A 13,011-nucleotide genomic window follows, 5' to 3' on the forward strand; every position below is an offset into this window, starting at 1 on the left:
AAACAGTGTACGACACGTTAGAGATTATAGGGCTATTTATTTTAAGATAGGGTCAATACATTCTCTCCTTATACATCCCCTGTAGGAAGTAATCTTAAACTCTTATAAATATTACCAGTTTAAAGTCATCATTATAAAATTAACAAGATTTATCATAACATGTTTATTTGTACGTTCATTTCAGTTGCCTCTAATAAATACCTATATTTTAATCATGATATAAATTCCTCTACTAACATAAAAAACGCCTACAACCAAAGCTCTCACTGTTACATACACTTACTGTCTCTTATTATTTATATTAGCATAAATATCCAAGAAACTTCTTCATTTTTTTCAATCATTTCAATTATCTAAAATATCGCAATTATTTAAATTAGTTTTAGTACACCTAATACCTCGTAAGATAATAGTTGTTATATGTGATAAATTAACAGGAATTTTAACCTGCAATATTAGTACAAGCAGTATATTTTCGGGAAATCTTTAATATATATATACAATAAAGCTAAAATCAGCAAAGGAAATAATCGATTACTTATCTATAAAACGTTTAGAAAAATTGTTTTTTATTGTTTGGAGAAAGTAAAAAAATATACTAAATAAGGATATTTCGCTTCATATTATTGAAAAGATTTTCCTAATAAAGTTTCCTCATAAGTTTTTAAAGGGAGGTTTTTAATATTGAGTGAAGTTTCACACCCGAGAATATCGTTAAAAAATTTAAACAAAAACTTTCAAGAAGTTGAACATGAATTATCACCTCAGAAAGCATTAGATGAAGCAAATCGCTGTCTATATTGTTTTGATGCCCCATGTATAAACGCTTGTCCAACTGGAATCGATATTCCTTCATTTATTAAAAAAATTGCATCAGGTAATCTCAAAGGATCAGCGAAGAAAATCATGCAAGCAAATCCAATTGGAGCCAGCTGTGCTCGGGTTTGCCCAACAGAAGAATTATGTGAAGGAGCTTGTGTCCTAAATCATTCCACTACCTCAATTATGATAGGAAACCTGCAACGTTATGCAACAGACTGGGCAATAAAAAATGAACAGGTCTTATTCGAAGCAGGCAAAAGGAATGGAAAATCAATTGCCATTGTTGGCGGAGGTCCAGCTGGTCTTTCGGCTGCTAGAGAGCTTGCCCTGATTGGATATGAGGTGACTATTTTTGAAGCAGAAGAGCAGGCAGGTGGATTAAACACTTACGGAATTGTCTCTTTTAGACTTCCACTTGTCGTTTCTTACTGGGAAGTAAAGCAAGTAGAAAGTTTAGACGTAACAATTCGAACAAATACAAGAGTTGGTAAAGATATATCCGTCTCAGAATTGCTCGTCAATTATGATGCTATCCTACTTGCGATCGGGATGGCACATGTTCCTAATTTAGGGATTAGTGGTGAGGATTTAGATGGAGTGTATGACGCGATTGAATTTGTAAAGGAGACAAAAACCAAACCAATCACCGAGCAGTTTCTCGGGAAAAAGGTTGCGATTATTGGTGCAGGAAATACTGCGATCGATGCTGCTACATGTTCCATACGTTTAGGAGCAGAAAATGTAAAAATTTTATACAGACGAACAAGTGAAGAAATGACTGCCTATGACTTTGAATATGAATTTGCCAAACAAGATGGCGTGGAGTTTAGATGGCTCACATCTCCAAATAGAATTATTAGTGATGACCATGGAAAAGTTACAGGAATTGAGTGCATCAAGATGAAATTAACGAATGCAGAAGAAGATGGTCGCTTCCGGTCAGTAGCGATTGAAGGCTCAGAATTTATTTTAGAAGTGGATGCAATCATTAAAGCAATTGGACAATCTAGATATGTTCATTTAATAGAACAATTCGATCTAGCCCATGAAGAAGGCGTCGTGACAATTAACCCTAAGACCTATCAAACGTCTAATCATAAAGTGTTTGCCTGTGGAGATGTCATATTTGGCAAAGATCATGGGGAAGCAATGGTTGTATCAGCCGCGCAACAGGGAAAAGAGAGTGCCTATTCCATTCATAAACTATTGTCAGATTCTAAGATCGAAACGGTATAAATATAGAAAGACTGAACCAGAAGCAGATCGATTATTAGGGAGGTATGATGATGGCAGATTTACGGATGGATTTAGCTGGAATTAAATCCCCGAACCCTTTTTGGTTGGCCTCTGCGCCTCCAACAAATTCAGGCTACCAAGTTCAACGGGCTTTTGAAGCAGGCTGGGGTGGAGCGGTATGGAAAACCTTGGGTGATCCAATCATAAATACATCATCACGATTTGCAGCCATAAGCTTTAACGGTCAAAAGGTTGCAGGATTTAACAATATAGAATTAATTACTGATCGTCCATTAGAAGTGAATCTAAAAGAAATCTATGAAACGAAGAAGCGATTCCCAGATCACGCAATAATTGCCTCGCTAATGGTCGAACCTCAGCAAGATAAATGGCATGAAATTGTTAAAAGAGTAGAAGCCGTCGGTGTTGACGGACTTGAGCTTAACTTTGGTTGTCCACACGGAATGGCTGAAAGAGGGATGGGTGCTGCCTCAGGACAAGTTCCAGAACTAGTTGAAAAACAAACCTATTGGGCAAAAGAAGTAGCGAAAACGCCAGTGATTGTAAAATTGACTCCAAATATTACTGATATTACCTCCACTGCAGAAGCTGCTGTTCAGGGTGGAGCAGATGCAATTAGTTTGATTAATACCATTAATAGTTTAGCAGGGGTCGATATCAACAATTGGAACACGATTCCTCATGTTGCTGGTAAAGGTGCTCATGGCGGTTATTGTGGTCCAGCAGTAAAACCGATTGCTCTTCATATGGTAGGTGAATGTGCACGAAACCCAAAGATTAATATCCCGATATCCGGGATTGGTGGTGTATCTAACTGGGAAAACTCGATTGAATTCATGCTGATGGGTGCTACAGGTGTCCAAGTCTGTACTGCAGCTATGCACCATGGTTTTAGAATTGTCGAAGATATGATTGATGGATTAAACAATTATTTAGATGAAAAAGGTATCGCAGCTGCACAGGATCTTGTTGGCAAAGCAGTAGCCAAATATACAGACTGGGGAGATCTTGATCTTAACTACAAGGTAGTAGCAAGAATTAACAATAATATTTGTATAAATTGCAATAAATGTCATATAGCTTGTGAAGATACCGCCCATCAATGTATTGATATGGTCAAAGATGAAACTGGAAAAAGTAGTTTACTTGTAAGAGAAAATGATTGTGTCGGGTGTAACTTATGTTCAATAGTTTGTCCCGTTGATGGAGCGATTGATATGGTTGAACTAATTAATGAGCTCCCGCCAATGACCTGGAATGAGCGACAGGGAGTAATTTCAGCGCTTTCCTTCGGAGTTAATCCTATGGATAAGTAAATTAAATATACATTTTATTCAGATGTTTATAAGAGTGATAGGCAAGGATTCTTACTTTGGAAAATTTTAGAATTTAGAGGTGAAAGAAATGAAAAAGATCATTAAAAATGGAACGATTGTGACGGCATCTGATACATATCAAGCAGATATTTGTCTTGAAAACGGTGTTGTTAGCCAGATTGGATTAAATCTTTCCATACAAGGCTCTGATGTAATTGATGCATCAGGTAGATTTCTCTTTCCTGGGGGCATTGACCCCCATACACACTTGGAAATGCCTTTTGGTGGGACAGTTTCGAAGGATGATTTTGAAACTGGGACGATAGCTGCTGCATTCGGAGGGACAACAACTGTAATAGATTTTTGTTTAACAAGTAAAGGGAAACCGCTGAAAAGTGCAATTCAAACATGGCATGCAAAATCAAAAGATAAAGCGGTTATTGATTATGGTTTCCATCTCCAAATTGTCGAAACAAATGAAGCTGTTTTAGACGAACTTCCTGAGGTTATTGAAGAGGAAGGAATTACATCGTTTAAGGTATTTATGGCATATAAACATCAGTTCCAAGCAGATGATGAGACTTTATTTCGAACTCTTGTTGCGGGGAAGGAACTTGGCGCACTTGTCATGGTTCATGCTGAAAATGGAGATGTGATCGATTACTTGGTGAAAAAAGCGTTGTCGGAAGGGAAAACAGATCCGATTTATCATGCGCTGACAAGACCACCTGAAGCAGAAGGTGAAGCGACAGGAAGAGCTGCGATATTAACGGGACTTGCTAACTCACAACTTTATGTTGTCCATGTTAGCTGTGATGAAGCTGCACGGAAAATTGCCGAAGCTAGAAGCAAAGGAATTGATATATGGGGAGAAACTTGTCCGCAGTATTTAGTGCTTGATCAAACGTATTTAGAAAAGGAAAATTTCGAAGGAGCAAAATATGTATGGTCACCACCTTTACGTGAAAAATGGAATCAAGATGTTTTATGGAATGCGTTAAAATCTGGACAGTTGCAAACATTGGGTTCAGATCAATGCTCGTTTGATTTCAATGGACAAAAAGATCTTGGAAAGGGTAATTTTTCATTAATTCCTAATGGGGGACCAATGATCGAAGACCGCGTAAGCATTCTCTTCTCAGAAGGGGTTAAGAAAGGAAGATTATCACTGAATCAATTTGTTGACATTACCTCGACAAGAGCGGCAAAGTTATTCGGTTTATTTCCGAAAAAAGGGACGATTGCTGTTGGAAGTGATGCAGATATTGTTATTTTTGACCCTACAGTAGAGCGAATCATTTCAGCTGAAACTCACCATATGGCTGTCGATTATAATGCATTCGAGGGAATGAAAGTAATTGGTGAACCTGTATCTGTCTTATCTCGAGGAGAATTCGTCATCCGTGATAAGCAATTTGTAGGAAAAGCAGGCAATGGAAACTATTTAAAACGAGAAAAATATCGAAACGATCTAGAACATAAAACGAGGGATACACGAAAGAACTAATTCTATTTAATATGGGAAGGAGTAGATAAAATGTCAGACTACCAACGGTTTTTGCAAGAACGAGATCAAATTGATCTTTTGTTTCAAAAAGGATACAAAATTAAAAAAGTTTCCGAAAATTTAAGTGGTGCATTCATTGAATTTGAACATCCCGAAGACTCGGATAGCTCAGAAACTTTACAAGTTTTAACGGCAGAAGCACGTAAGTATTTTTCCGTTAAGGTAATTCAACAAGCTAAATAAATGATTGTAAGCCTTATGAGGTCCAAGGAGGTAAATGGTTATGGAGAAACAAAATGTATTCATTAATGGTGAGCGTTTAAAAAATACTCTCGAAGAATTTTCGCAATTTGGCAAAACAGAGAATAATGGGGTCACACGTCTAGCTTTATCAAAAGAGGATCAAACAGCAAGGGACTATTTTTGTTCCCGTTGTAAGGAACTCGGAATGTCGATCAAGATTGATGATATCGGAAATATCTATGCAACTTTAGAAGGAGTGGATAACAGCAAACCTCCAATCATAATTGGTTCCCACTTAGATACAGTCAAAAAAGGAGGGCGCTTTGATGGGGCGTTAGGTGTATTGGCAGGTTTAGAAATCGCACGTACGCTAGTTGACAAAAAAATAAAACCATGTGTTCCTTTAACAATCATGAATATAACCAATGAAGAGGGGGCGAGATTTGAACCTTCAATGATGTCATCTGGTATTCTATCAGGAAAGTTTGATAAAGCTACAATGCTTCAAAAAATAGATGTCGATTGCATCACTTTCGAAGATGCATTATATGCTATTGGTTATCTGGGTAGTGAAGAGGCACGCATCAATGAAGCGACAGCCTTTTTAGAATTACATATTGAACAAGGACCTATTTTAGAGCAAGAATCCTTGCCAATTGGCGTCGTCGAAAGCGTCCTTGGAATGGTTTGTTATCAAATTGAAGTAACGGGCGAGTCAGATCATGCTGGTACCACCCCAATGGAGATGAGAAAAGATGCGCTTTTTGCGGCAAATGCAGTTATCACAGAAGCAAGAAAAAAATTAGCTGCTTTAGATAACGATTTGGTGTTCACAATGGGAAGAGTGAATGTGTTACCGAACATCCATACGGTTATTCCAAATAAGGTTGTTTTTACCCTTGAAGCAAGGCATAAGGATCCGATCATTATCCAAAATGTAGAAGAAAATATTTTAGAGCTAACTAAAATCTCTGCGAATGAAGGTTGTGAAATCACAGTAGAAAAACTTTGGGATCGCTCCACTGTTTTTTTCAATAAACAGCTATGTAATAAGCTAGCTGAGTCTGCAGAATCATTAGGCTATCCGTATAAACGAATGGACAGTGGTGCAGGACACGATGCCCAATTCCTTTCAAGTTATATCCCAAGTGCAATGATCTTTGTGCAGAGTATAAACGGGAAGAGCCATTGCGAGGAAGAATTAACAACTTGGGAAGACTGCGAAAAGGGAGTAAATGTTCTTTTGAAAACAGTATTAACATTAGTTGAGTAAGGTCTATTCAGGAAATTCCTCTTAGTGTTTGTTGTTTACTTTGGCTATTTTGTTGTTCCATCACATGTTCAAAAAGGAGGTAAGACAGGTGGCAATCATAAAAAACGAAACGACTGTGTTAAAAAATTTTATTAATGGTGAATGGATCAATGCAAAAAGCACAGAAACTGCAAATGTGCTAAATCCTGCTACTGGTGAAACATTGGTTAAGGTGCCTATTTCATCAACCGAAGATGTAGATATTGCTGTCCGTTCTGCAAATGAGGCTTTTAAGACCTGGAAACAGACACCTGTTCCGAAAAGGGCAAGAATACTATTTAAATATCATTATCTCCTAACCGAAAATCATGAACATCTTGCAAAGCTGATTGTCCAAGAAAATGGTAAAGCATATAAAGAAGCATATGGGGAAGTTCAACGAGGTATTGAGTGTGTTGAATTTGCCTCAGGTGCTCCAACTCTAATGATGGGGGAAACCTTATCAACAATTGCTGCAGATATTGACTCTGAAATGTTCCGTTATCCGCTCGGGGTAGTCGGCGGTATTTCTCCTTTTAACTTTCCAATGATGGTTCCATTATGGATGTTTCCCTTAGCGATTGCTTGTGGAAATACATTTGTCCTAAAGCCTTCGGAGCGAACACCAATCTTAGCAAATGAACTAGTACGATTATTTGCCGAGGCAGGTGCACCCAAAGGGATATTAAATGTAGTTCATGGTGCACATGATGTAGTCAATGGTTTACTTAATCACGATGATGTAAAGGCTATTTCATTTGTAGGTTCACAGCCAGTTGCCAAGTATGTCTATGAACGTGCAGCCATTAATGGCAAGCGTGTTCAAGCTTTATCAGGGGCGAAAAATCATCATATTGTCATGCCAGATGCAGACATAGACAAAGCAGTCGAGAATGTTATCAGCTCGGCATTCGGAAGTGCTGGACAACGCTGTATGGCCTGTAGTGCAGTCGTGATTGTTGGTGACGGGGATAAATTTGTACAAAAACTTACAGAAAAAGCAGATCAATTAACACTTGGAAATGGACTTGATGATCGTGTACTTCTTACGCCAATCATTAGAGAGTCCCATCGAGAAAAAGTACTAGATTATATTGAAATTGGAATTGAAGAAGGCGCTTCATTAATCAGAGACGGCCGTCTTGATATGGCAGATAAAAATGAAGGGTACTTCTTAGGTGCAACATTATTTGACCATGTGAAAACAACGATGACCATTGCCAAAGTTGAGATTTTCGCACCAGTTCTTAGTCTATTACGAGCAAAAGATCTTGATGAAGGGCTTGAGTATCTTCGTCAATCACAATATGGAAATGGTGCGACGATCTATACAAAAGACGCAAAAGCAATTAGACAATTTAGAGAGGAAGCAGATGCTGGGATGCTAGGGATTAATATTGGTGTTCCTGCAACAATGGCGTTTTTCCCGTTCTCGGGATGGAAGAATTCCTTCTATGGAGACCTTCATGTGAATGGAAAAGATGGAGTCAATTTTTATACACGCAAAAAGATGATTACCTCTAGATTTGATTATTAAGAACAGGAGTGAGTGGGATGACTGAGATAAAAGGAAGTGAAGATTATTTAACAAAGGATAAGGACAATCTTTGGCATTCAATGAAGGCTTATAGTCCTGATTCAACAATGATCATCGAAAAAGCGCAAGGTTCCTGGGTGACCGATCAATCCGGAAAGAAATTCCTTGATGCGATGGCTGGCTTATGGTGTGTGAATGTTGGCTATGGCAGAGCAGAGCTTGCAGAAGCTGCATTTGAGCAATTAAAAGAAATGGCCTACTATCCGCTAACGCAAAGTCATAAACCAGCGATTCTCCTTGCAGAAAAACTAAACCACATGCTAGGAGGAGAGTATGTCATCTTCTTCTCGAATAGTGGAACAGAAGCCAATGAAACAGCCTTTAAAATTGTCAGACAATACCACCAACAAAATGGAGACCATCACCGCTATAAATTTATCTCAAGGTATCGCTCATACCATGGAAACTCGATGGGATCGCTGGCTGCAACCGGTCAAGCACAGCGGAAATATAAATACGAACCATTGGCACCTGGTTTTATAAAAATTGCACCACCTGATTCCTACCGGTCCCCCGATAAAGAGGATGGAAAACCAGATCAATTAGAATCTGTAAAAGAAATGGACCGTGTCATGACATGGGAATTGAGTGAAACAATTGCTGGTGTAATCATGGAACCGATTATTACCGGCGGTGGGATTATCATGCCACATCAAGAATATATGGCTGGTGTCAAACGTGTATGTGAAAACCACGGGGCACTGTTAATTGCCGATGAAGTTATCTGTGGATTCGGGAGAACAGGCGAACCATTCGGTTTCATGAACTACGGAGTAAAGCCTGATATCATCACAATGGCAAAAGGGATAACAAGTGGCTATTTACCTCTTGCAGCAACAGCCGTAAAAAAGGAAATTTATGAAGCATTTAAAGGGGCAGAAGAATACGATTACTTCCGACATATCAATACATTTGGCGGAAATCCAGCAGCATGTGCACTCGCTCTAAAAAACATTGAAATGATCGAAAATGAACATTTGGTTGAACGTTCTAAGAAACTAGGTATCTATATGAAACAAACTCTAGCTTCCTTACTAACCAAGCATCAATATGTTGGTGATGTACGAGGAAAAGGAATGTTAATCGGTATCGAACTAGTCAAAGATAAAGTAACAAAATCTCCGCTAGAACCAGAAATAGTCAATAAAGTAATTGCTGGCTGTAAAGAAAAAGGACTTATAATTGGCAAAAACGGCGCAACCGTCGCTGGCTATAACAATGTGTTATCATTAGCCCCACCATTAAATATAGGTGAACAGGATATTGAATTTTTGATTAAAACAATATCTGAAGAGATTCTAGCACTATAAGGATAGTTTACTAGTCTCGATCCATTGGTAAGTTAAATAAAAAGTGTGAGGATGAAACCATAATGGTTTCATCCTTTTGATAGTAAGACCAGTTGTAAAATGAAAAAACTAAAAGGATAAATAGAAATAATGGGTAATTATGGGTGGATATGTTAAAATGATAGATGAGGTTGTGGAAAAGGAGATTTTTTAAATTATCTTTAAAATAGGGAGCTTAAATAAGCAGAAGATATGTTAGGTGATAGAATTATTAGTATTGAACATATTGGAAGCACTTCAATAAAGGAATTAAAGCAATGTCGATCATTGATATTTTAGTAGGTATTCTAGATTTGGATGAAGTTTCATCCTTTGTAATTCCTTTACGTAAGATTGATTATGAGTATGTTTCAAAACCTGAGCTAAAAGATAGAATGTTTTTTAGGAAGGTGATGTGGGGACAGGGTACTTGTCATTTCCATATATGTAAACATAAAAGCAACGAATTATTTCAGATTATATCCTAAAGTAGCTGAGCGATACGCAACAATGAAGGGTGAACTTATTTAATTCGAGCGACAAAGGTATACAAAGAAAAAGAACCATTTATTAGAATGATTAGAACGTAATGACATTAAAGGTGAATTTAAATAAAGATAGAACTATTTAAAAAACGCCTACAAAAAAGACTGATCTCTGTATAATACAGTGACCAGTCCCCAATAGTTACTTTAATAGAATTTCTACGCTTTTGGATCCGGATTAGCAATCAGCTTTGATTCCTTTTCGTTTATCTTACTCTTCAGCAACTCTGAATTATTCAACAAATGCTTAATTTCTCTGAAAGTGACAAACGTTTGATTTTTCGCATCGTAAACTTTATAACGTAACGATTTTAAGCTTGTTTTGATCGTAATTGTTGTTGCTTGATGTAGTGGTGGAGTTGAATCATGCGCTTTTTCCAAGTTATAGTTAGGAACTCTTGGGCTTAAGTGATGAACATGATGAAAACCAATATTTCCAGTCACCCATTGGAGAACTTTCGGTAGTTTGTAATAAGAACTACCATCAACAGCAGCTTTCACATAGTCCCATTCGCTTTCATCTTCAAAATAAGAATCTTCGAAAGTATGCTGAACATAAAATAACCAAATGCCGAGTGCTCCAGCAATAAACATTGTCGTACCTTGTACGATTAAGAATGACTGCCAGCCAATTATCAAAATAAGTAAAGTATATACAGCTACAAGTAAAAAATTGATCAAGTACGTGTTATTACGTTCTTTTTTTCGGGCATCTTTGCGATTAAAACGACTTGATACCAGAACTAGGAATAAAGGACCTAAGCCGAACATGACAAGTGGGTTGCGGTACATACGGTATTTAAAACGTTCCCACTTGGGTGCTTCTACATATTCTTCAATCGTCATAACCCATATATCGCCAATACCACGTTTGTCGAGATTTCCGCTAGAAGCGTGGTGGATCGAGTGTTCACGTTTCCACTTTTCGTATGCGAACAATGTCATAACACCAGTTATTGTGCCGACAATTGCATTTGCTTTTTTGTTTTTAAAAAACGAACCATGTGTACAATCGTGGAAAATAATGAACGTTCGAACGATGAAACCTGCTGTGACAAACGACAAAGCTATTGTTAACCAGATCGATACATCCAAGGCTTGATATGCCAAAAACCAAAATAAAATGGATGGAGGAATGGTATTTATTAATTGTCTAATACTCTTATTTACATCAGCTTTCTCGAAAGGAGCGACAAATTTTCGTAATTGCGCTGTTTTTTCTTTACTCATTTTCTTCCTCCTTCAACGAGCTCTTTTTGCTCGAATAACTTATTAATTTCAGTATATAGATAAAATGACAGTAGCAAAAGTGATATACGTCTAGTAGAAACATGACACTTGTCATATATAAGGTACGTTTCATTAACAAATTGACAACGTTGTCTTAGTATATTTTTAATATTACTACCTACATTTAATGAAAGGCCCGCCCCGACGGAACTAGTTAAAATCATCATAAGGTTAATAAATGGTATATTGCTAAGATGCTCCATGGTAAGGATACCACACACTCCAGGTACTCTTTCGTATTCTTTCCCGTGATAATAGAGAGATAAAGCTGTTTAACCCTCAAATTACTTGTTTTATTATCTCCTATATTGGATGCATTATGTCAAAACAGACCTAAAACTATTAAAAAGCATACATGACGAATCGCTACCTTTTATATGTTGTAATTAATGTGCAGAAAAATAGGTATAAATATCTTGGAACATTTTACAAGATAAAACGTCTAAACATTTGTGGGAATGTTGCAACGAATATGAAAAAAGAATCCCTTGTTCTTGGTTAGATTATGAATATTTATGTTAGGTATATAATTATCTTCACATTTTGCTTCAATCAATCGGGACTTTAACGGAATAAGTGTCGGTTTAATTATGGCGAGTAGCACATACTTCTTAGCATCTAAAAAACTATTAACGGGTTAGGTGCAATCTTAAGCGGAATTATAGTTTGTGCTCCTATTTAACTTATTAAAAGAGGTGAGACCAATGAACAGATAACACTTTCACATTTAATAGTATCTTTCCAATTTAACAAATCTGAGGTGATTGTGATGGAAGTTAAACAAACTGATATAAAGCAATTAAAGTTTTATTCTGATTATTCAAGTGAGGATAGTAAGAGAGAAAAATTATATCCACTTTTTGAAAAAGTGTTTGGGATAGAGGTAAATACATTAAGAGATTTCTATAAAAGAGGTTTTTGGAATGAAAGTTATATTCCATACACCTTTTTTAACAATGATCAAGCAATAGCCAATGTTTCGGCTTTCCCCCTGGATATGAATATTGAACAGAGCAATAAGAAATGTGTTGGTATTCAATCAGTAATGACAGAACCAGATTATCGAAAAAAAGGTTTAATGAAAAGATTGTTTAGCAAAATGCTCGAAGACATAGATCAAAAGTACGAAGCGGCTTTTTTATTTACAAGCAATCCTGAACTGTATATACCCTATGGATTTAAAGTAATCGAACAATATTACTTTAGAAAGAATGTGAATCATCATTTATTAACTAAAAAAACTTCTTTAAGAAAATTAGAACCTCTAAAAGATTCGGATATAAAGATACTAATGGACTTGCTGAAAAACAGAGAAGCCTTGTCAAAAGTATTTGCTCCACTTTCATATGAGAATGCCATTTATTTTAACTTATATGATTCTGAATTAAATAACAAGTTCTTTCTAATTGAGGAATTAAATACAATAGTTGTATTCGATGTTAAAGAGGGAACTTTAAGGATTTTTGACGTAATAAGAAGAGAAATACCATCACTAGAAATCTTATGTTCTTATCTTCCACACCAGTTTAATACGATTGAATTTTATTTTAACCCCGATGCTTTTAATCTAGAAAATGTAGAGGAAGTTGAATATAAAACAGAGAATAAATTAATGTTTAGAGGGTCATATCTTTTGGAAAATCAATTTATAATGATGCCATTAACCGCTGAATTTTAGTACATCATAAGCAAGTATTCTCTATATAAAACGTATTTTTTTAGGTTTTTACTGAGCTTTTTTATTTTTCCATTTGGTCATTTATATGAACTCGCTTTTTTAATCTATTTGACAACTATGTTTAAAAGGTAAAAACG

General features: G+C 36.5%; 11 protein-coding genes. 9 read left to right on the plus strand and 2 right to left on the minus strand.

Annotated features, from left to right (window positions below):
* Positions 1 to 684: 684 nt before the first annotated feature.
* From AC6CHR_RS12195 to AC6CHR_RS12230, 8 genes are all read left to right on the plus strand, one after another.
* Positions 685 to 2,058: an NAD(P)-dependent oxidoreductase gene (locus AC6CHR_RS12195; RefSeq protein ID WP_498249074.1), complete on the plus strand. Its 1,374-nt coding sequence runs from the start codon at positions 685 to 687 to the stop codon at positions 2,056 to 2,058.
* Between the two features lie 50 nt (positions 2,059 to 2,108).
* Positions 2,109 to 3,395, plus strand: coding sequence for an NAD-dependent dihydropyrimidine dehydrogenase subunit PreA (gene preA / locus AC6CHR_RS12200; protein ID WP_498249076.1), 1,287 nt, complete (start codon positions 2,109 to 2,111; stop codon positions 3,393 to 3,395).
* A gap of 88 nt (positions 3,396 to 3,483) precedes the next feature.
* Positions 3,484 to 4,902: a dihydropyrimidinase gene (hydA, locus tag AC6CHR_RS12205; RefSeq protein ID WP_498249077.1), complete on the plus strand. Its 1,419-nt coding sequence runs from the start codon at positions 3,484 to 3,486 to the stop codon at positions 4,900 to 4,902.
* 30 nt (positions 4,903 to 4,932) lie between these two features.
* On the plus strand, positions 4,933 to 5,145 hold the full coding sequence (locus AC6CHR_RS12210; RefSeq protein WP_498249079.1) for a hypothetical protein: 213 nt from the start codon (positions 4,933 to 4,935) through the stop codon (positions 5,143 to 5,145).
* Between the two features lie 40 nt (positions 5,146 to 5,185).
* Complete coding sequence (locus tag AC6CHR_RS12215; protein WP_498249081.1) at positions 5,186 to 6,418, plus strand: Zn-dependent hydrolase; 1,233 nt, start codon at positions 5,186 to 5,188, stop codon at positions 6,416 to 6,418.
* Between the two features lie 88 nt (positions 6,419 to 6,506).
* Entirely contained in the window at positions 6,507 to 7,973 is a 1,467-nt protein-coding gene (locus AC6CHR_RS12220; protein WP_498249083.1) for a CoA-acylating methylmalonate-semialdehyde dehydrogenase, read from the plus strand.
* A gap of 17 nt (positions 7,974 to 7,990) precedes the next feature.
* Positions 7,991 to 9,343 carry an aspartate aminotransferase family protein gene (locus tag AC6CHR_RS12225; protein WP_498249085.1) on the plus strand — a complete coding sequence of 451 codons (1,353 nt, stop codon included), beginning with the start codon at positions 7,991 to 7,993 and terminating at the stop codon, positions 9,341 to 9,343.
* Positions 9,344 to 9,630: 287 nt separating this feature from the next.
* The gene (locus AC6CHR_RS12230; RefSeq protein WP_498249148.1) at positions 9,631 to 9,849 is read left to right on the plus strand and encodes a GrpB family protein; all 219 of its coding nucleotides are present in this window, start codon (positions 9,631 to 9,633) and stop codon (positions 9,847 to 9,849) included.
* 216 nt (positions 9,850 to 10,065) lie between these two features.
* Here the strand turns inward: AC6CHR_RS12230 and desA are convergent, their stop codons facing one another.
* Positions 10,066 to 11,136, minus strand: coding sequence for a Delta(5) desaturase DesA (gene desA, locus AC6CHR_RS12235; protein ID WP_498249087.1), 1,071 nt, complete (start codon positions 11,134 to 11,136; stop codon positions 10,066 to 10,068).
* Positions 11,133 to 11,399, minus strand: a complete 267-nt coding sequence (locus AC6CHR_RS12240) for a hypothetical protein (protein WP_498249089.1) — start codon at positions 11,397 to 11,399, stop codon at positions 11,133 to 11,135. Before AC6CHR_RS12240 ends, desA begins: the two co-directional genes overlap by 4 nt.
* Positions 11,400 to 11,965: 566 nt before the next feature.
* On the opposite strand from AC6CHR_RS12240, the gene AC6CHR_RS12245 reads away from it, so the two are divergent.
* Positions 11,966 to 12,874, plus strand: a complete 909-nt coding sequence (locus AC6CHR_RS12245) for a GNAT family N-acetyltransferase (RefSeq protein ID WP_498249091.1) — start codon at positions 11,966 to 11,968, stop codon at positions 12,872 to 12,874.
* Positions 12,875 to 13,011 lie beyond the last annotated feature (137 nt).

The organism is Metabacillus sp. GQ13, from assembly GCF_059758525.1.